Origin of the sequence: Streptomyces sp. NPDC052016 (genome assembly GCF_044548445.1) — a bacterium.
Taxonomy (GTDB): Bacteria; Actinomycetota; Actinomycetes; order Streptomycetales; family Streptomycetaceae; genus Streptomyces.
The window spans coordinates 237,007-255,113 of the sequence record NZ_JBIUBX010000003.1; the positions used below are offsets into that span (position 1 = coordinate 237,007).

The 18,107-nt window shown below is 72.7% G+C and carries 18 protein-coding genes and 1 riboswitch; of the genes, 8 read left to right on the top strand and 10 right to left on the bottom strand.

What is annotated here, in order from left to right; all coding sequences use genetic code 11:
* Nucleotides 1-208 precede the first annotated feature (208 nt).
* Nucleotides 209-451, top strand: a complete 243-nt coding sequence (locus tag ACIHAR_RS06040) for a (2Fe-2S)-binding protein (protein WP_365461145.1) — start codon at nucleotides 209-211, stop codon at nucleotides 449-451.
* Between the two features lie 13 nt (nucleotides 452-464).
* Here the strand turns inward: ACIHAR_RS06040 and bfr are convergent, their stop codons facing one another.
* The gene (gene bfr / locus ACIHAR_RS06045) at nucleotides 465-944 is read right to left on the bottom strand and encodes a bacterioferritin (RefSeq protein WP_365461147.1); all 480 of its coding nucleotides are present in this window, start codon (nucleotides 942-944) and stop codon (nucleotides 465-467) included.
* Nucleotides 945-1,120: 176 nt separating this feature from the next.
* On the opposite strand from bfr, the gene ACIHAR_RS06050 reads away from it, so the two are divergent.
* Nucleotides 1,121-1,753: a sulfite oxidase-like oxidoreductase gene (locus ACIHAR_RS06050; RefSeq protein WP_365461149.1), complete on the top strand. Its 633-nt coding sequence runs from the start codon at nucleotides 1,121-1,123 to the stop codon at nucleotides 1,751-1,753.
* A gap of 66 nt (nucleotides 1,754-1,819) precedes the next feature.
* Here ACIHAR_RS06050 and ACIHAR_RS06055 read toward each other — a convergent pair whose 3' ends face one another.
* From ACIHAR_RS06055 to thiO, 5 genes are all read right to left on the bottom strand, one after another.
* Entirely contained in the window at nucleotides 1,820-2,746 is a 927-nt protein-coding gene (locus ACIHAR_RS06055; RefSeq protein ID WP_400017250.1) for a deoxyribonuclease IV, read from the bottom strand.
* A gap of 76 nt (nucleotides 2,747-2,822) precedes the next feature.
* Nucleotides 2,823-4,760 (bottom strand): Stk1 family PASTA domain-containing Ser/Thr kinase, encoded by a 1,938-nt coding sequence (pknB, locus tag ACIHAR_RS06060; protein WP_400017253.1) that lies wholly within the window; start codon nucleotides 4,758-4,760, stop codon nucleotides 2,823-2,825.
* A 349-nt stretch (nucleotides 4,761-5,109) separates the two neighbouring features.
* Complete coding sequence (locus ACIHAR_RS06065; protein WP_365461153.1) at nucleotides 5,110-5,904, bottom strand: thiazole synthase; 795 nt, start codon at nucleotides 5,902-5,904, stop codon at nucleotides 5,110-5,112.
* Between the two features lie 3 nt (nucleotides 5,905-5,907).
* Nucleotides 5,908-6,108, bottom strand: a complete 201-nt coding sequence (thiS, locus tag ACIHAR_RS06070; protein WP_365461155.1) for a sulfur carrier protein ThiS — start codon at nucleotides 6,106-6,108, stop codon at nucleotides 5,908-5,910.
* The gene (gene thiO / locus ACIHAR_RS06075) at nucleotides 6,105-7,268 is read right to left on the bottom strand and encodes a glycine oxidase ThiO (RefSeq protein ID WP_400017257.1); all 1,164 of its coding nucleotides are present in this window, start codon (nucleotides 7,266-7,268) and stop codon (nucleotides 6,105-6,107) included. Before thiO ends, thiS begins: the two co-directional genes overlap by 4 nt.
* A riboswitch (TPP riboswitch) is annotated at nucleotides 7,266-7,377 on the bottom strand. (Overlaps the previous gene by 3 nt.)
* Before the next feature lie 52 nt (nucleotides 7,378-7,429).
* Here thiO and ACIHAR_RS06080 point away from each other — a divergent pair.
* The 6 genes from ACIHAR_RS06080 (at nucleotide 7,430) to ACIHAR_RS06105 (ending at nucleotide 12,433) form a co-directional block, all read left to right on the top strand.
* Nucleotides 7,430-7,780: a hypothetical protein gene (locus ACIHAR_RS06080; RefSeq protein ID WP_400017260.1), complete on the top strand. Its 351-nt coding sequence runs from the start codon at nucleotides 7,430-7,432 to the stop codon at nucleotides 7,778-7,780.
* Between the two features lie 32 nt (nucleotides 7,781-7,812).
* Nucleotides 7,813-9,054, top strand: a complete 1,242-nt coding sequence (locus tag ACIHAR_RS06085; RefSeq protein WP_365461161.1) for an FAD-dependent oxidoreductase — start codon at nucleotides 7,813-7,815, stop codon at nucleotides 9,052-9,054.
* Between the two features lie 129 nt (nucleotides 9,055-9,183).
* Nucleotides 9,184-9,549, top strand: coding sequence for an Rv2175c family DNA-binding protein (locus ACIHAR_RS06090; RefSeq protein WP_365461163.1), 366 nt, complete (start codon nucleotides 9,184-9,186; stop codon nucleotides 9,547-9,549).
* 90 nt (nucleotides 9,550-9,639) lie between these two features.
* Complete coding sequence (thiE, locus tag ACIHAR_RS06095) at nucleotides 9,640-10,287, top strand: thiamine phosphate synthase (RefSeq protein ID WP_365461165.1); 648 nt, start codon at nucleotides 9,640-9,642, stop codon at nucleotides 10,285-10,287.
* Nucleotides 10,288-10,484: 197 nt separating this feature from the next.
* Nucleotides 10,485-11,408, top strand: coding sequence for a methylenetetrahydrofolate reductase [NAD(P)H] (gene metF / locus ACIHAR_RS06100; protein ID WP_365461167.1), 924 nt, complete (start codon nucleotides 10,485-10,487; stop codon nucleotides 11,406-11,408).
* A gap of 56 nt (nucleotides 11,409-11,464) precedes the next feature.
* Nucleotides 11,465-12,433, top strand: a complete 969-nt coding sequence (locus tag ACIHAR_RS06105; protein ID WP_365461169.1) for a hypothetical protein — start codon at nucleotides 11,465-11,467, stop codon at nucleotides 12,431-12,433.
* 34 nt (nucleotides 12,434-12,467) lie between these two features.
* On the opposite strand, the gene ACIHAR_RS06110 is transcribed toward ACIHAR_RS06105, so the two are convergent.
* From ACIHAR_RS06110 to ACIHAR_RS06125, 4 genes are all read right to left on the bottom strand, one after another.
* Nucleotides 12,468-13,952: a phytoene desaturase family protein gene (locus tag ACIHAR_RS06110; RefSeq protein ID WP_400017264.1), complete on the bottom strand. Its 1,485-nt coding sequence runs from the start codon at nucleotides 13,950-13,952 to the stop codon at nucleotides 12,468-12,470.
* Between the two features lie 522 nt (nucleotides 13,953-14,474).
* Nucleotides 14,475-15,116 carry a TetR/AcrR family transcriptional regulator gene (locus ACIHAR_RS06115; protein ID WP_365461173.1) on the bottom strand — a complete coding sequence of 214 codons (642 nt, stop codon included), beginning with the start codon at nucleotides 15,114-15,116 and terminating at the stop codon, nucleotides 14,475-14,477.
* 50 nt (nucleotides 15,117-15,166) lie between these two features.
* Entirely contained in the window at nucleotides 15,167-17,251 is a 2,085-nt protein-coding gene (locus tag ACIHAR_RS06120) for a YhgE/Pip family protein (protein ID WP_400017266.1), read from the bottom strand.
* Entirely contained in the window at nucleotides 17,223-18,026 is an 804-nt protein-coding gene (locus tag ACIHAR_RS06125; protein ID WP_365461176.1) for an ATP-binding cassette domain-containing protein, read from the bottom strand. The genes ACIHAR_RS06120 and ACIHAR_RS06125 overlap by 29 nt, the downstream gene beginning before the upstream one ends.
* Between the last annotated feature and the right edge of the window lie 81 nt (nucleotides 18,027-18,107).

An 18,107-nucleotide genomic window follows, 5' to 3' on the forward strand; every position in this document is an offset into this window, starting at 1 on the left:
CCTGCCCCGCCGCGAGAGCTGACCCGGCCGCCGCCCCGGCCGGAGCCCCTCAGACCGGGGGCGGGGGGGGGGCGGGCCCCCCCCCCCCCCCCCCCCCCCCCCCCCCCCCCCCACTTTTGCGCCCCCCGCGGGGGCGGGTAAGGTTAGGTTAGCCTCACCGATCATCGGGACGGCATCCTTTATCGATCCCGGTGGGAGGTGGATCCGCGTGTACATCTGCAGCTGTTTCGGCGTGACCGAGGCGCAGGTCAAGGAGCACGCGGCGAACGGCGCCTGCACCCCCCGCCAGATAGCCTCGGCGTGCAAGGCCGGCACGGACTGCGGCTCCTGCGTCCGCCGCATCCAGGCACTGCTCGGCCGGGGCGCGTGCCCGCGGCGCGAGCTGGCTGACGAGGGCAAGCCGGTGCTCGCCGACCTGTCCGCAACGGCGGAACTGGACGAAGCCGCCTGAGCCCGCTCGGGCCTCAGCTCTCCGGCTGCTCGATCAGCTGCGCCAGGTACAGCGCCTCGCCGAGCTTCTCCAGCAGGTCCAGCTGGGTGTCGAGGTAGTCGATGTGGTGCTCCTCGTCCGCGAGGATGGACTCGAAAATGTTCGCCGACGTGATGTCGCCCTTCTCGCGCATCACCTTGATCCCGCGCCTGAGGCGGTCGATGGCCTCGACCTCGACCTGCCGGTCGGCTTCGAACATCTCCTTGACGGTCTGGCCCACGCGCACGTGGAACAGCCGCTGGTAGTTCGGCAGGCCCTCCAGGAACAGGATCCGGTCGGTGAGGACCTCCGCGTGCTTCATCTCGTCGAACGACTCGTGCCGCGTGTACTTCGCGAGCCTCGTCCAGCCGAAGTTCTCCTGCATCTTGGCGTGCAGGAAGTACTGGTTGATCGCGGTGAGCTCGCCGGTGAGCTGCTCGTTGAGGAACTCGATGACCTCGGGATCGCCCTGCATCGCAGAGGCTCCTTCCGCGTCGGGAATTCAGGGAGGTTGCCGCCGCATGATTTCACCGTGGTCGAAGATCGTCCAGTAAGTGCGTACTTAGTAAGTTAGACCATGCTTAGTAGGAGTTGCCCGATTCTGGGCATCCCTGGTCATCCGCACCGCCCCGGGTCTGTCAGGATGGAGTCATGGGTCATCCGGTGGAGCGAGAATCAGGAGAGGCCGCAGCGTCCGAGCTTCCGCCGGGGCAGCGACTGCAGCGGGGCTGGCCCGTCACACACTACGGTCCCGTGCCCAAGTTCCGGGCCGAACGCTGGGAGTTCAGGGTCTTCGGCGCCACCGCCGACGGTGACAAGCGCTGCTGGACCCACGAGGAGTTCACAGCTCTTCCGTACACCACCGTCGTGGCCGATCTGCACTGCGTGACGAAGTTCAGCATGCTCGGCGCCGAATGGGGCGGCATCCCTGCCCGCACGATCCTGGACATCGCACCGCCCGCCGACGACGTCACCCATGTGATGGTGTGGGCCGAATACGGCTTCAGCTCGAATCTGCGCCTGTCGGACTTCGCCGCCGACCGCACCATCTTCGCCACCCACAAGGACGGCGAACTGCTCACGGCCGAACACGGCTTCCCCCTCCGCCTGGTCGTCCCCCACCTCTACGCCTGGAAGGGCCCGAAATGGGTCCGTGGCGTCGAGTACATGACCACGGACCGCCGGGGCTTCTGGGAGGAGCGCGGCTACCACAACATCGGCGACCCGTGGAAGGAACAGCGCTACTCGTACCAGGAGGAGCCGGGGGACGGGCCCGAGCTGTGAGCGGGTCACGGGCCGCGGCTTCGGCAGGGGGCGGGTCGGAGCGGTGAGCCGGCTCGGGGGCCGATCTCAGCCGTCCCGGAGTTTCTTCAGGCGTTCCACGTCCGCCGCGTGGCCCTCCTTGCCGCCGGGAGTCTCGATGATCAGGGGGACGCCGTCCGTCGCCGGGTGGGTCATCAGGGCGCGGAAGGGATCCTCGCCTATGTGGCCGGCGCCGATGTTCTCGTGACGGTCCTTGTGGGCGCCGACCACGTCCTTGGAGTCGTTGGCGTGGATCAGCTTCAGCCTGCCCTCGCCGACCGTCTCCACCAGCAGGTCGAGGGTCCGGTGCATGCCGGACGGCCCGGTCAGGTCGTGGCCCGCCGCGAAGATGTGGCACGTGTCCAGGCAGACGCCGAGCTTCGGATGGGCGTCCAGGGCCTCGAAGTACGGCCCGAAGTCCCAGGTCCGGGAGCAGAGCGAGGCGCCCTGCCCGGCGGTGGACTCCAGCAGCAGATACGGGTCGTCGTCATGGGTCAGCTCGTCCAGCAGCGGCAGCAGGTGATCCCGTACCTGCTTCAGCGCCACCGACCGCTCCCGCCCGCCCGTCGCGCTCCCGGTGTGCACGACCACGCCCAGCGCGCCGATCTCCCGCCCACGGCGCAGCGAGTGCCGCAGCGACTCCACCGACCTCTCGACCGTGGCCTCGGTGTGCGAACCGAAGTTGATCAGGTACGGCGCGTGCACGTACGCCGGGATCGACTCCGCCGCGCACGCCTCCCGGAACGCCTCGTCCTGCCGCGGGTTGCCGGCGGGCGTGGCCCAGCCGCGCGGGTTGGCGACGAAGACCTGGACCGTCTCGGCCTCGAGGTCACGGGCGTACGACAGGCCCACCGAGTGCAGACCGCCGGCCACCGGGACGTGGCCGCCGACCGGGTTGCGGGAGGGGAACGGGGAGACGAAGGGGGAGGCAGGGGTGGTGATGGGGGCGGGGGCGCCGGACTGCTGAGAACTCACCCGTTCAGGGTGTCATGCGTCGAGGGCCGCCCCGTCACCGGATGGTGATCGTGATCGGTCACCGGATGGTGATCGGTCACCGGATGGTGATCGTGATCGTCGACCCCTTGGGCGCCGTCTCGCCACCCTCCACGGACTGGTCCTTCACGGTGTCCCCGAACAGCCCCAGCAGCCCTCGGTCCTCCTCGACCTCGAAGCCCGACTCCTGGAGCAGCCTCTTCGCGTCGTCGACGCTCTCGCCCACCACGTCGGGGACCTCCACCATCTCCGGGCCCTTGGACAGGGTCAGCGTCACGGTGTCGCCCTCGGCGGCCTGCTTGTCGGCCCCCGGGGACTGCACGGCGACCTGGCCCTTGTCGTACTCGGAGTTGACCCTCTCGGCGGAGACCTTCACCTTCAGGCCGGCCTCCTCCAGCTCCGCCCTGGCATCGTCCAGGTCGTCGCCGACGACGTCCGGCACGTCGACCGGGCTGCCCTTGCTGACGACGAGGGAGACCGCCGAGCCCGCGCGCCGCTCCGTGCCCGCCTCCGGCTTGCTGCTGATCACGGCGCCCTTGGCGACGTCCTCGCTGAACGCCTCGGTGACCAGGCCCGGCTCCAGACCGTCCTCCTTGAGCTGCGCCTTGGCCTTGGCCAGCCGCGTCCCCTTCAGGTACGGCACCTTCACCGTCTCGGGACCGTCGGAGACGACGAGGGACACGGAGTCGTTCTTGCGGATGCGGGCGCCCGGCTCCGGGTCGGTGCTGATGACCGTCCCGCGCTTCACGGTGTCGCTGTACTCGTGCTTGACCGCGCCGACCTCGAGCCCTGCCGCCTCCAGGCGCTCCTCCGCCCGCGCCTGGGTCTGCGTCAGCACCGCCGGGACCTTGGTGAACTGGCCGGAGTTGATGTACCAGACGCCCGCGCCCACGCCGAACACCAGCAGGACGGCGGTGACGATCGCCAGCAGCCCGCGGCGGGGCGGTCCCGAGCGGCGCCGGGGCGGCGGAACAGGCTCCGCCGAGAACCGGGAGGTCCGGTGGAAGGTGTCCGCCTCCGGGGTGTCCCCGTCCTCGTTGACCGGCAGCGGACGGGGCACGGTCAGCGAGCGCGGGATCACACTCGTCCGGTCCTCGGCGTTGTCGTGCTCCGCGGAGCGGGCCTGCGGGGGCAGCGCGTCCAGCTGCTCGTCGTCGAGCGCGCGGCGCGCCTCCCGCACCTGCGCGAGCAGCGCGACGGCGTCGTGCGGACGGACGTCCGGGGTGCGGGCGGTGGCCGAGGCGACCAGCTCGTCCAGCTCGTACGGCATGCCGGGCACGGTGGCGGAGGGCGGGGGGACGTCCTCGTGGAGGTGCTTGTAGAGCACGATGGCGGGGGAGTCCCCGTCGTGCGGCTTCTCACCGGTCAGCATCTCGTAGAGCACGACGCCGCACGCGTACACGTCCACGCGCGCGTCGGCCGTGCCCTGCTCGATCTGCTCGGGCGCGAGGTAGGAGACGGTGCCGAGGACGGCGCCGGTGGTGCTGGTGACGGTGTCCACCGAGCGTACGAGGCCGAAGTCGGCGACCTTGACCCGTCCGTCGTCCCCTATCAGGACGTTCTCGGGCTTCATGTCGCGGTGGACGAAACCGGCCCGGTGCGCGGCTCCGAGCGCGGCGAGCACCGGCTCCAGGATGTCCAGCGCGGCCCGCGGCTGCAGCGCCCCGCGCTCGCGCAGGACGTCCCGCAGGGTGCAGCCGGCGACGTACTCCATGGCCAGGTAGACGTACGACCCGTCGGCTCCCTGGTCGAAGACCTGGACGACGTTCGGGTGGGCCAGGCGTGCGACGGACTTGGCCTCGCGGATGAAGCGGTCGACGAAGGAGGCGTCGGTCGCGAGGGTGGGGTGCATCACCTTGAGCGCGAGGACCCGGTCGAGGCGGGTGTCCACGGCCCGGTAGACCGTGGCCATCCCGCCGATTGCGATCCGCGCGTCCACGCGATAACGCCCGTCGAGCACCTGCCCGACCAGAGGGTCCTGAAGGGTCGTGTCCACGTACGCGAGTGTACGAGCCCGCACGGACAGCCCGGTCTCGTCGTCCTGATCGGAGCGGGACTGCAGCGGAGCTGTGACGTGGGGTGGGGCGTGCTGGTGGGTGGACGGGCGTGCGCGTGGCGCCGTCGGGGGTGCCTCGCTTCTCGCCGGTGGGTGGGTCGGGGTCGTGGCGGTGCGGCGAGCCCGTCGCCGGTCGGGCGTACTGCTGCCTGCCGGTAGCTGTGGACCTTGGCCGGCAGCGCCACGCGACGGGCTGCGCCGCACCGCCACGACCCGCTCCCCGCCGCGGGCGGCTGCGGGAGCGTGCCGGCTGCGCTCCTGCGCCGTGACCTGGGGGCTGGGTGCCGGGTCAGAACGCGGGGCGCTCCGGGTCCAGCGTGGCTCGGCCCTCCGCAGGAGACGACGCCTCGGCGAAGTGGCGGCGGGGGATCCGGCCCGCCAGCCGGGCCAGCCGGCCCCCTTCCACGGCGTGCCTCATCGCGGAAGCCATCCGCTCGGGATCCTGCGCCCGCGTCACCGCCGACGCCAGCATCACCCCCGCGCACCCCAGCTCCATCGCCAGCGCCGCGTCCGACGCCGTACCGGCCCCCGCGTCCAGAATCACCGGCACGCGCGCGTGCTCGACGATGAGCTGGAAGTTGTGGGGGTTGCGGATGCCCAGGCCGGAGCCGATGGGCGAGCCCAGCGGCATCACCGCCGCGCAGCCCACGTCCTCCAGCTTCCGGGCGAGCACGGGATCGTCGTTGGTGTACGGCAGCACGGTGAACCCGTCGTCGACCAGCGTCTCGGCCGCGTCGAGCAGTTCGACCGGGTCCGGGAGCAGTGTCCGCTCGTCCGCGATGACCTCCAGCTTGATCAGGTCGGTGCCCAGGGCCTCCCGGGCCAGCCGTGCCGTCAGCACCGCCTCACCCGCCGTGAAGCATCCCGCCGTGTTCGGCAGGACGCGGATGCCGAGCTTCTCCAGCACCGACAGGACCGAGCCGTGCACCGAGGGGTCCACGCGTCGCATCGCGACCGTCGTCAGTTCGGTCCCGGAGGCGACCAGCGCCCGCTCCAGCACCTCCAGGCTGGGGGCACCGCCGGTACCCATGATGAGGCGGGACGAGAAGGTCGTACCGCCGAGGACGAAGGGGTCGTCGGCCATGGCTCAGCCTCCCTGGACGGCCGTGAGGACTTCCACGCGGTCACCCTCGGAGAGGGCCGTGGCGGACCACTGCGCGCGCGGGACGACGGTTTCGTTGAGCGCCGCGGCCACCCCGGAGGGCGCCGCGGTCAGGGACCGTACGACGGCGTCGAGGGTGGTGCCGGCCGCGACCTCCCGCCGCTCACCGTTGACGGAGATGTTCATGCGGGCTGCTCCGAGAGTGCGGCGGCGGCGAAGCGCCGGGGCGTGAAGGGACGGGCCTCGTCGGGGAGTTCACCGGTGGCCAGGGCGTGTGCCATCACGTCGCCGGTCACGGGGGTGAGCAGCACGCCGTTGCGGTAGTGCCCGGTCGCCAGCAGCAGCCCGTCCAGCTCGGTCGGGCCGAGCAGCGGCGCGTTGTCCGGGGACCCCGGACGCAGGCCCGCGCGGGTCTCCGTCAGGGGCAGCTCGGTGATGCCGGGGACCAGTTCGTGCGCGTCGCGCAGCAGCTCGTAGACGCCCCCCGCCGTCACCGTCGTGTCCCAGCCCAGTTCCTCGCTGGTCGCGCCGACGACCAGCTCGCCGTTCTCCCGCGGCACCAGGTACACGTGGCTGCCGCGCACCACGGCCCGGACCGTCCGGGTCAGGAACGGGGCGTACCGCCGCGGCACGGTCAGCCGCAGCACCTGGCCCTTCACCGGCCGTACCGGCGGCAGCACCTCGTCCGGCACGCCCGCGAGCCGCCCGCTGAGGCTGCCGGCCGCGAGCACCACCTGCCCCGCCGCCAGCGGCGTACCCGCGCGCGTGAGGACCCCCGCCGCCCGGCCGGCCACCACGGACAGCCGCTCGGCCCACGTCCGGTGGAAGACCACGCCCGCCCGTTCGCAGGCGGTCACCAGCGCCCCCGCCAGCCGCCGCGGATCGATCTGGTGGTCGCCGTCCACCCGCAGCCCCCCGCGCACCCCGGGCGCGAGCATCGGCTCCAGCCGCCGGCACTCCCGCCCGGACAGCCACTGCGACTCCAGTCCCGACCGCTGCTGCAGGACGTGCAGTTCGCGCAGGTGCGCGCGGTCGTCGGCGTCCAGCGCGACCGCGAGTGTGCCGGAGCGTCGGTAGCCGAGGTCCTGGCCGGTGGCCTCGGTGAGTTCCGCCGCGAAGTCCGGGTAGCGGCGGGCCGAGGCCAGGTTCAGGCCGAGCAGGGTCTGCTCGCCGTAGTGCAGTTCGGTGACGGCGGCCAGCATCCCGGCGGCCACCTGCGCGGCCCCGCCGCCCGGTTCGGGGTCCACCACCGCCGTGGCGATTCCGCGTTGCGCGGCCCGCCACGCCGTCACCAGCCCGATGATGCCGCCCCCGACCACGAGGACGTCTGACGTACGTGAGGACATGGGCGTCCAGCCCCTCCCTTCGCCGGCATGACCCGGATCAGGTTCGTACGGTCGGAGGCCGCCAGCCTCCCTCTCAGCCCGGTGCGTCCGGGCTCCCGCGAGTGCTCTACGTTGGCCACCCTAGCCCGTGGATCCGAGCCTCTGTAAGGGAGCCTCACCTCATGCCCCGCTCGCTGGACGGCCTCGTCCTCGCCCCCGTCGCCGACCAGGCCCCCGGCCAGGTCGGCACCCGCACCCGCTTCGCCTACCACGAGCGGGGCGGTGTGATCTGGGCCGACTACGCGGGCGGCGACGTCGTACGCGGGCACCTGGTGGGTACGCGGGAAGGCGACCGGCTCGACTTCCGGTACGTCCAGCTCAAGCACGACGGGACGACGTCCTCCGGACACTGCGTGTCGACGGTCGTGGAACTGGACGACGGCCGGGTGCGGCTCGACGAGACGTGGGAGTGGGAGTCGCAGCAGGGCAGCGGGACCAGCATTGTGGAACAGGTCACGGAGCACGACCACTGACTGACAGATCGTCAGTTGTCTATGGTGATCAGGTGAGCGAGCAGACGCGGGAGAAGGGCCGGCCGGCGCGGCGGCGGGTGGTCGTCGTCGGCGCGGGCATGGCCGGGGTGCAGACCGCGGTCGCCCTGCGCGAACAGGGCTTCGACGGGACGGTGACGCTCATCGGCGCCGAACCCCACCAGCCCTACGACCGGCCGCCGCTGTCCAAGGCCGTCCTGCTCGGCAAGGCGGAGGACTCCGCCTTCGACGTCGACTTCGAGAGCCTGGACGTCGAGCTGCGGCTGGGCAGCGAGGCGCTCGCCGTGCGCCCCGCCGACCACGTCCTGGACACCGAGACGGGGCCCGTCCCGTACGACGTCCTCGTCCTGGCCACCGGCGCCGAACCGATCCGGCTGCCGGGCGCCGAAGGGGTGCCCGGCGTCCACCTGCTGCGCACCCTGGACGACGCCGAACGGCTGCGGCCGGTGCTCGCCCGGCAGCACGACATCGTGGTCGTCGGCGCCGGCTGGATCGGCGCGGAGTTCGCCACCGCCGCCCGGGAGGCCGGCTGCGCGGTCACCGTCGTCGAGGCCGCAGACCGGCCGCTGGCCGGCGCCCTGCCCGCCGAGGTCGCCTCCCCGATGACCGCCTGGTACGCCGACAGCGGCACCGAACTGCGCACCCACGCGCGCGTGGCGCGCGTCGAGCCCGGCGCGGTCCTCCTCGACGACGGCACCCGGCTGCCCGCCGGCGCCGTCGTGGTCGGCATCGGGGCCCGCCCCGCCACGGCCTGGCTCTCCGGCTCCGGCATCGAGCTCGGCCCGCACGGCGAGGTCGTGGCCGACGCGCACCTGCGGACCTCCGTGCCGGACGTGTACGCGGTCGGCGACTGCGCCTCCTTCCCCTCGGCGCGGTACGGCGAGCGGCTCCTCGTCCACCACTGGGACAACGCCCTCCAGGGCCCGCGCACGGTCGCCGCGAACGTTCTCGCCGAGGGCACCGGGGAGCCCCCGGCCGTCTACGACCCGGTGCCGTACTTCTGGTCCGAGCAGTTCGGCCGCTTCGTCCAGTACGCCGGTCACCACACCGGTGCCGACACCACCCTGTGGCGCGGCGACCCGTCCGGCCCGGCCTGGACGGTCTGCTGGCTGCGCGAGGACCGTCTGGTCGCCCTCCTGGCGGTCGGCCGGCCCCGCGACCTCGCCCAGGGACGCCGGCTGATCGAGGCGGGCACGCCGATGAACCCGCGGCTGCTCCAGGACCCGGCGAGGCCGCTGAAGGCGGCGACGGCCTGAGCCGAGGGGCGGCTCATCGCCCCTCGGGGGAGACGTGCGGGCGCGGCACCGATACGAACGCCTTGCCGATCGGCCCCGCCGGAGCGGCCCGGCTTCCGACTGTCAGTGGCAGATGGCAGGCTTGTTCCCGTGACCGAGATTGACGCAAAGATCGATGCTCTCGTCCCCGCCTGGCTCACGCTGCCCGACATCGCCGACATGCTCGGCGTCGAGGTGACGCGCGTCCGGCAGCTGGTCAAGGAGGGCCAGCTCATCGCCGTACGCCGTGGTGAGAACCGCGCGCTGCACGTTCCCGCCGCCTTCATCGACGGGGACAAGGTCGTCAAGGGCCTGGCCGGCACCCTGACACTGCTGCGGGACGACGGCTTCACGGTCGAAGAGATGATCGAGTGGCTCTTCACTCCCGACCCGAGCCTGCCCGGCACCCCGGCCCAGGCCCTGAGCGAGAATCGCGGCACGGAGGTGAAGCGCCGCGCCCAGGCGCTCGCCGTCTGACCTGCAGATTCGAACAACCACCTGGTGTACGGCCGCGGCCGCGGCTCGCCCCGCCGCGGTCGTACACCACCGCCCCGGGGGGACCCACGCATGCCCGACATCGCCCGCGCCCGCCTCGCCGACGCCCGCCTCTACCTCTGCACGGACGCCCGTAAGCGCCAGGGGGACCTCCCGGAGTTCCTGGACGCGGTCCTCGCGGGGGGCGTCGACATCGTGCAACTGCGCGACAAGGGCATGGAGGCGGCCGAGGAACTGGAGCACCTGAAGGTGTTCGCCGACGCCTGCGCCCGGCACGGCAAGCTGCTGGCGGTCAACGACCGCGCGGACGTGGCCCATGCCGCCCGCTCCGACGTCCTCCACCTCGGCCAGGGCGACCTGCCGGTCCCGGCGGCCCGCGCGATCCTCGGCGACGACGTCCTCGTGGGCCGCTCCACGCACGCGGAGGCGGAGGCGTCCGCCGCGGCCGTCCAGGAGGGCGTGGACTACTTCTGCACCGGCCCGTGCTGGCCCACCCCCACCAAGCCCGGCCGTCCCGCCCCCGGCCTCGGCCTGGTGCGCCACACCGCCTCCCTCGGCACCGACCGCCCCTGGTTCGCCATCGGCGGCATCGACCTCGCCAACCTCGACCAGGTGCTGGAGGCGGGCGCCCGCCGCGTGGTGGTCGTCCGGGCGATCACGGAGGCGGACGATCCGGGGGCCGCGGCGGCGGAGTTCGTGAAGCGGCTGAGCCAGGCCTGAGCGCGCGCCCGGGCGGACCCTGAGCGCGGCCCCGGCGGGCCCTGAGCCGGCCCCGAGCCGGGCGTGGGCCGGACATCGGGTCCCGCCGGGGACCGTTTTGCCGTGGTCGTCCCAAGGGGTGGACAACAACCCGGCAATTCGGGCAAATATCCGAGATCTGGTTGGGTGGCCGCCCGCACCCTGGCTAACCTGCGGGTATGGCCCTCGGAACCGCATCCACCAGGACGGATCGCGCCCGCACCGTGCGCGACATCCTGGCCACCGGCAAGACGACGTACTCGTTCGAGTTCTACGCGCCGAAGACCCCCAAGGGTGAGCGGAGCCTGTGGAACGCCCTCCGCAGGGTCGAGGCGGTGGCCCCGGACTTCGTCTCGGTGACGTACGGCGCCGGCGGTTCCACCCGGGCGACCACGGTCAAGGAGACGCAGCAGATCGTCGTCGACACGACCCTCACCCCGGTCGCGCACCTCACGGCCGTCGACCACTCCGTCGCCGAGCTGCGCAACATCATCGGCCAGTACGCCGACGCCGGGATCCGCAACATGCTCGCCGTGCGCGGCGACCCGCCCGGCGACCCCATGGGCGACTGGGTGCCGCACCCGCGGGGCCTGACCTACGCCGCGGAGCTCGTCCGGCTCATCAAGGAGTCGGGCGACTTCTGTGTCGGTGTCGCCGCCTTCCCGGAGATGCACCCTCGCTCCGCGGACTGGGACACGGACGTCCGCCACTTCGTCGACAAGTGCCGGGCCGGCGCCGACTACGCCATCACACAAATGTTCTTCCAGCCCGAGTCGTACCTGCGCCTGCGCGACCGGGTCGCGGCGGCGGGCTGCGAGACCCCGGTCATCCCCGAGGTCCTGCCGGTCACGAGCGTGAAGATGCTGGAGCGGCTGCCCAAGCTCAGCAACGCCCTTTTCCCTGAAGCCTTGAAAGAGCGGATCCTCACAGCAAAAGACGATCCGGCCGCTGTACGCTCCATTGGCATCGACTTCGCCACGGAGTTCTGCGCTCGGCTGCTCGCCGAGGGAGTGCCCGGACTGCACTTCATCACGCTCAACAACTCCACGGCGACACTGGAAATCTACGAGAACCTGGGCCTGCACCACCCGCCGCAGGCCTAGACCGGTCGCACGGGCATACGACACACTGCGTAGCGGCCACTGGGAGAGGGGCGTACATGGGCTGGACGGTCCTCTACATCGCGTTCGGCATCGTCGCGTTGTGGCTGCTCGGCGAGGTGCTTCTGCAGTACAAGGCACGGCTGCGCTGGCGGCTGCTGGCGTTCGCCGGCTTCCTCGGCGTCGTGCTGGGCGTGCTGATCCCGTCCGTCATCGTCATCGGGCTGGGCGCGATCGCCTTCGCGGTCGGCCAGACCTACGTCACGCTGTCGTTCCGCCGCGGCTTCGCGGCGGGCTGGGCCGTCAGCCGGCCCGGCGCCGACGGCGTCAAGCGCCGCCGCGGCAAGGGCGATCGCCAGGACCCGACGCTCGAGGTCTCCGACCTGGAGTCGGCCGACGAGCCCTACACCCGGGACGGCGCGACGCCGTTCGGCGATGACAGCGCGTCCTACGGCCAGGACAGGGACGCCTACGACGACGACCGCGACGACGTCTTCACGCCCGCGGCGCGCGGCACCGCCGACCCCACGGAGTCCGAGACCACCGCCGTCTACGAGCCGCAGCCCCTGCCCGACGACACCGGCTCCTACGGCATATACAGCGACTCCGCGTACGCGGCCGCCGGCCAGCCCCAGGACCAGTACGCGACGGCCGCCCAGGGCGCCGACCAGAGCTACGGCTACGACGGCTACTCCACCTACGGCCAGCAGCAGTACGGCTACGACGCCTCCGGCGAGCAGCAGTACGCCGCCTACTCGGACCCGTACATCGGCACCCAGACCTACGGCGGCGGCTCGTACGACGCCGGCTACGGCCAGCAGCACTACGGGCAGCAGGCCTACGGGCAGGACCAGTACGGCACCGGCGGCTACGGCGAGACCCCCTCCGGCGGCGTCTGGGTCCCGCAGCAGCGCACCACCGACGACCCCTTCGGCGGCGAACTCCCGCCCGAGCAGCCGTACCCCTACCAGGGCGACGGACAGCAGCAGGGGCAGGGGAACGGGTACGACGAGCAATACCGGTTCTGAGGACCTCTCGGCGCCCGGGCCGGCGCGGCGCGGCTCACTGCGAGCCGCGGAACCCCGGCCCCTCCACGATCAGTCCGGACACCAGCGCCCCCGACATGCCCGCGTGCGGCAGACCGCCGCCGGGGTGCGCCCAGCCGCCGACGGTGAACAGACCACGCAGCCCGGTGGTGTTAGCCGGGTGCAGCAGCCGGCCCTCGCCCGCGGCCAGCGCCGGTGCCGGGACGGACCCGCCCTCCGCGCCGGTCTCCGCCGCGATGTCGGCCGGGGTGCGCACCTCGTGCCACAGGACGCGGTCACGAAGCCCGGGGACGGCCCGCTCGGCGGCGGTGATCAGCGCCTCCACCCGGCCGGCGGGTAGGTCCGTCCCCGCGGGGACCACGGAGCCGACGACGACCGCCTCGTGACCGGTGTCCGGCACCAGCGCCGGGTCGTCGGGCCGCAGGACGGTCACCGTCGGGCGCGCCGGCCCGGCCGGCGCCGTGCCGAAGAGGCTCTCCAGCTCGCCGTCCCGGTCCTCGGTGTGCACCACCGTCCGGTGCGCGGCCCCTTCCGGACGCTCCCCGCGCAGCGCGAGCAGCACGGTCAGACGGCTGGGCAGGCCCCGCCGGGGCGCCACCTCGCCGTCACCGCGCGGGGGAACGCCCGCCGCGGCGCCGCTCAGGGTGCCGGGTGCGACGACGAAGTCCGCCTCCGCCACCGTCCCGTCGGCCAGCTCCACGCCCGCCGCCCGGCCGTCCTTCTCCAGGACCCGGGTGACCTCGGCGCCGAAGCGGAACTCGACGCGGCGGGCCAGGCACCGTTCGTACACCGCGCGGGCCAGCTCCCGCATCCCCCCGCGGACGTACCACATGCCGAAGGCGTGCTCCATGTACGGCAGCACGGCCGCGCTCGCCGGAGTGGCCCGGGGATCGAGGCCGTACGCGAGCGCGTGGCCTTCCAGCAGGGCGGCGAGCCGGGGGTCGCGCAGCTCCCACGCGCCGATCTCGGCGAGGGTGCCGGCCCGGCGGGTGCGCAGCAGACGCTTGTGCGGGACCGACGGGTAGGGCTCGCGGTCGGCCAGCACCGACCAGTTCGGCCACAGGGGCTCCTCCAGGAGCGGCCGGCGGGTGCGGTCCCACGCCTGGCGGGCGCGGACCAGGAAGTCGCCCCAGCGCTGTCCGGCGCCCGCGCCCAGGGTCTCCTCCAGGGCGGAGACGACTCCCGCGCGCGAGGCGTTCGGCAGGGACACCTCGCTGCCGTCCGCGAACACGTGCCGTGCCGAGGGGTCGACCTGGACCAGCTCGACGCACGCCTCCAGCGGCTCCTTGCCCGTCTTGAGGAACAGGTCCCGCCAGACGGCGGGCAGGGGCAGCAGACCGGGCCCGGTGTCGAAGGAGAAGCCGTCGCGTTCGAAGCGGCGCACCGCACCGCCGTACGTCTCCGTCCGTTCGTACACCGCCACCCGGTGGCCCGCGACGGCCAGCCGGGCGGCGGCCGCCAGGGCGCCCATCCCGGCGCCGATCACCGCAATCCGTGCCATGCCTGCGACTTTATCGGCCGCCACCGACAGTGACGCCGCCAGCCCGGGCGGGCGGCCGCCCGCACGGGGAGTACGGGCACGGACGCGATCGTCACCAGGCGGTCGCGCCGCTCCGTGGGGACGGGCACACAGGGCTAGGTACGTGTACTCAGCCACGGAGATGAGTACGCGCGCGGATGGGGGCCGACGTGCCCGAACGGGAGAGTGGAGGCACGGAAAGGGGCACGGCGCCGGCACCGCCGACACGGGGCGGCGGAACGGCGCCGGCCCTCGACCGCTCCTTCCGCCGGCCCGGTCGGCGGAAGCGAGGCACGGGGGGATCCGGGGGAACGACCGGTCGGGGGACCGACGGGGGAGCGGAGGAAGGGGAACGGGGGAGCAGGGGAAGCGCCGGTTCGTGGTGGCCCGCGGGGGACGCGGCCACGGCGGACCGGCGTTTCCGTGTCCCCCGTGTCCCGTGACCTGCTTGTCCTGCGTGTCGTCCGCGGCCCGCCCGTCCTGTCCTGGCGGTCCCGCCCGTCCTCAGCGTTCGTGTCCCTGGCGGTGACCGCTGACCCGGCCCTGCAGCAGCCGCGACAGCGCCGCGTGGACGTCGTCCAGGGAGCGTTCAGGCTGGAAGGCCTGCCAGTCCAGGGCGGCCACCAGCACCATGCCGACCAGCGCGGCCGCCGTCAGGGGCACGTCGATCTCGTCGCTGAACTCGCCGCCCTCGATGCCTTCGCGCAGCACGTCCTCCACGACGGCGACCGCCTCCTGCCGCACCACCATGAGGGTGGACTGCCAGGCCCGGTTGGTGCGCCACAGCTCGGCCACGTACAGCTGTGTGAACGCCGGGTAGCGGTCGATGAAGACCAGGCCCGCGCGGATCATCGCGTCCAGGGCGTCGACCCGGCTGCCGCCCTCCCGTGCCGTGCGCTCGGCCGCCTCCCGCAGAGAGGCGGTGAGCAGGCCCACACCGTGCCGCAGCAGCTCCTCGAAGAGGACCGACTTGCTCGCGAAGTTGTAGTAGACCGTGCCCTTGGCGACGCCGGCCCGCTCGGCGATCTCGTCCACCGTGGTGGCGGAGAAGCCCTGCTCGGCGATGAGGGTGACGGCCGCCTCGTAGAGCTTCTGCCGGGTGGCCTCGCGGCGGGTGCGGCCGCCCGACGTGGTGGTGCTTTCCATGCCCTTGATTGTCACAGGAACCCGGCACCCTGGAGGACGGGATCGGGTGGTCACAGGGTCAGCTCCGGGTGCAGCCGGTCCAGCGTCCACACCTGGCGGCGGCGCGCGGACAGCGCGGTCAGCGCGAGAGCGCCCGCGGTGAAGGCGATGAGCACCACGCACGCGAGCCACACCGGTTCCAGTCCGCCGCCCGTGATGAGCCGGCGGAGCGCGTCGACGACGTGGCTCATCGGCAGGAAGGGGTGCACGGCGTTGAAGAAGCCCGGGCTCGTCTGCACCGGGTAGGTGCCGCCCGCGGACGTCAGCTGGAGCATCAGCAGGGCGAGGACCAGGATCCGGCCCGCCGCGCCGAAGCGGGCGTTGAGCCACTGGACCAGGGCCGCGAAACAGGCCGTGACCAGGAACAGGAAGCCCACCGTCCCGGCCGCCCGCGCCATCTCCAGGCCGACCGCCCAGTGCAGCACCGCCATCAGGGCCGTGGTCTGCAGCACCCCGATCGTCACCACCGGGAGCCAGCCGGCCAACGCGATCCGCCACGCCGACGCGCCCGCGGCCAGCGCGCGCCGGTTCATGGGCGGGATCAGCATGTACGCCACCATGGCTCCCACCCACAGCGACAGCGGGATGAAGTAGGGGGCGAATCCGGTGCCGTAGTTGGGCGCCTTGTGCAGGTCCTGGGTGGCCAGCCGCACCGGGTCGGCCATGACGGCGGTGCGCGCGTCGCGGTCCTGCCGGTCGTAGTCGGGGATCTGCTCGGCGCCGTCGTGCAGCCCGCCGGCGAGCTTCACGGAGCCGTCGACCAGTTTGTAGATGCCGCCGTTGAGGTCCTCGGCGCCGGTCTTGAGCTTGCCGACGCCCTTGTCGAGGTCCTCGGCCCCGGTCCTCGCGGTGCCGAGGCCGGTGTGCAGCTTCTCGGCGCCCGCGGCGACCTTGGCGGCGCCCTTGTTCAGCGCGTTGATCCTGGCCACGGCGTCGTCGAGGTCCTCGGAGAGGTGCGGGGCGCGGTCGGCGAGCGCCTGGGCCTGCTTCTGAAGCGTGCCGAGGTGGGTGTCGAGCTTCTTCAGGTCCTCGTCGTGGTCGGAGATCAGCGTGTCGAGATCCTCGGCGAGGGTCGCCACGTCGGCCGCCGCGTCCTTGGCCTTCTTCAGGTCGGAGCAGGCGGCGTCGGGCAGCGCCGGGGTCTCGCAGCGGCCGCGGTGGACGTCCCGCAGCGTGTCGGAGTCCGAGCGGGCCTGCCCGGCCACGACCGGGGCCTGCTTCACCAGGGTGTCGAGACCGTCACGGATGTCCCCGGCCGAGTCGGCGACGAACTGGGCGGTCTCGCCGATGGTCTTCTCGTTGTCCTTCAGGAAGGGGCCCACCTTGCCGGCGACCCCGTTGACCTTGTCGGCGAGCGCCTGGGTGCCGTCCGCGACCTTCTGCGAGCCGTCCTCCAGGTCGCCGGCGCCCTTCTTGAGCTTCTTCAGGCCCTTGGAGAGCTTGCCGCTGCCCGTCTTGGCGTCCTTCAGCCCGTCCGCGAGGTCCTGGGAGCCCTTCTCGGCCTTCCCGATGCCCCCCTTGAGCTTGTCGGCGCCGTCGGCGGCCTCCACCGTCCTGCCGTGGATGTCGGAGAACGAGATGAAGATCTTGTCGAGGAAGGAACGCGACGCCTTCGTCGACGCGGCCGTGCGCACCTCGCTGAACACCGTCCGTGAGATCTGCCCGACGATGTAGTTGTTGGCGTCGTTCGTGCGCACCTGGAGGGCGCTGGTCTCGGGGGAGTCGCCCGCGCTGGAGGCGATCCGGGCGCTGAAGTCGGCGGGCATGGTCAGCGACAGGTAGTACGTCCCGTCCTCCACGCCCTCGCGTGCCTGTGCCGCACTCACCTCGTGCCAGTCGAAGACCTCGCTCTCGCGCAGCCCTTCGGTGATGTCGTCCCCGGCGGCGATCCTCTTCCCGCCGGCGGTCGCGCCCCGGTCGTCGTTCACCAGCGCGACGGGGATGCGGTCGAGACGGCCGTACGGGTCCCAGAAGGACCACAGGTACAGCGCGCCGTACAGCAGGGGCAGCAGCAGGAGCGCCACCAGGGCGGCCCGGGGGAGCTTCCCCCGGCCGAAGCGGCGCAGCTCAAGCGCGGCGAGTTTCGGCGAGCGCATCCGCCGTGTCCTCCTTGTCGGCGTTCTCGTCCGTCGGGCCGACGGTGTCGTCGGCGCCGCCGGCGTTCCCGCCCGTCGTCTCGTGGTCCGTGGCATGGGTGCTGACCGTGATCGCGCCCTCGGGGGCCTCGCCGCACACCGTGACGACCGTCGTCCCGGCCTCGGTGAGGGAGCTGAACAGGGCGTGCACGTCGGCGCGTTCGGCCTCGGACAGCTTCAGGTCCGCGTCGTCGACGCCGAGCAGCCGCGGCCGGCCGACGAGGGCCAGCGCCACGGACAGCCGCAGCGCCTCGAGCCGCTCCAGGTCGCGAACGGCGGTCCGCGAGCCCTTGGGCAGGGTCTCCGGGGCGAGCCCCGCGGCGGCCAGAGCGGCCTCCGCGCGCCGCCTCGTCTCCCCGGCCTTCTCCGCACGCGGCCGCAGCAGCTCCCGTACGGAGCCGGCGAACCGCCGCTCCAGCAGCGCCCGTTCGCGCAGGTGCTCGCCGACGGTCAGGGCCGGGTCGAGGTCGGTGACGCCGGCGACGTGGGCCAGGGCGCTGATCCGGCGGACCGCCGCCGCCTGCTTCGGCAGCCGTGCCGTGCCCACGGTCGCCGTGCCCTCCGTGGCCTTCATCCGCCCGGTGAGCGCGAGCAGGAGGCTCGTCCGGCCCGACCCCGACGGGCCCTGGATCACGATCAGCGAGCCGGGTTCCGCGTCGACGTCGACGCCCCGGAACGCCCATCCGCGAGGACCCCGGAGCCCGAAGCCCTCGACCCTGACGCCGACACCGTCCACCGTTCCCCCTGCGTTCGGCTTATTTGAACTGACTGGTCAGTGCAAAAACTATCCCGAACCTTCGAGCGAAGCAAAAGCCCA

What these genes read in the sequence shown, in the direction of transcription:
- bfr (WP_365461147.1), bottom strand. Translation starts at nt 944, where the DNA reads ATGCAGGGCGATCCCGAGGTCATCGAGTTCCTCAACGAGCAGCTCACC.
- ACIHAR_RS06050 (WP_365461149.1), top strand. Translation starts at nt 1,121, where the DNA reads ATGGGTCATCCGGTGGAGCGAGAATCAGGAGAGGCCGCAGCGTCCGAG.
- ACIHAR_RS06065 (WP_365461153.1), bottom strand. Translation starts at nt 5,904, where the DNA reads ATGGCCGACGACCCCTTCGTCCTCGGCGGTACGACCTTCTCGTCCCGC.
- thiS (WP_365461155.1), bottom strand. Translation starts at nt 6,108, where the DNA reads ATGAACATCTCCGTCAACGGTGAGCGGCGGGAGGTCGCGGCCGGCACC.
- thiO (WP_400017257.1), bottom strand. Translation starts at nt 7,268, where the DNA reads ATGTCCTCACGTACGTCAGACGTCCTCGTGGTCGGGGGCGGCATCATC.
- ACIHAR_RS06080 (WP_400017260.1), top strand. Translation starts at nt 7,430, where the DNA reads ATGCCCCGCTCGCTGGACGGCCTCGTCCTCGCCCCCGTCGCCGACCAG.
- thiE (WP_365461165.1), top strand. Translation starts at nt 9,640, where the DNA reads ATGCCCGACATCGCCCGCGCCCGCCTCGCCGACGCCCGCCTCTACCTC.
- metF (WP_365461167.1), top strand. Translation starts at nt 10,485, where the DNA reads ATGGCCCTCGGAACCGCATCCACCAGGACGGATCGCGCCCGCACCGTG.
- ACIHAR_RS06105 (WP_365461169.1), top strand. Translation starts at nt 11,465, where the DNA reads ATGGGCTGGACGGTCCTCTACATCGCGTTCGGCATCGTCGCGTTGTGG.
- ACIHAR_RS06110 (WP_400017264.1), bottom strand. Translation starts at nt 13,952, where the DNA reads ATGGCACGGATTGCGGTGATCGGCGCCGGGATGGGCGCCCTGGCGGCC.
- ACIHAR_RS06115 (WP_365461173.1), bottom strand. Translation starts at nt 15,116, where the DNA reads ATGGAAAGCACCACCACGTCGGGCGGCCGCACCCGCCGCGAGGCCACC.
- ACIHAR_RS06120 (WP_400017266.1), bottom strand. Translation starts at nt 17,251, where the DNA reads ATGCGCTCGCCGAAACTCGCCGCGCTTGAGCTGCGCCGCTTCGGCCGG.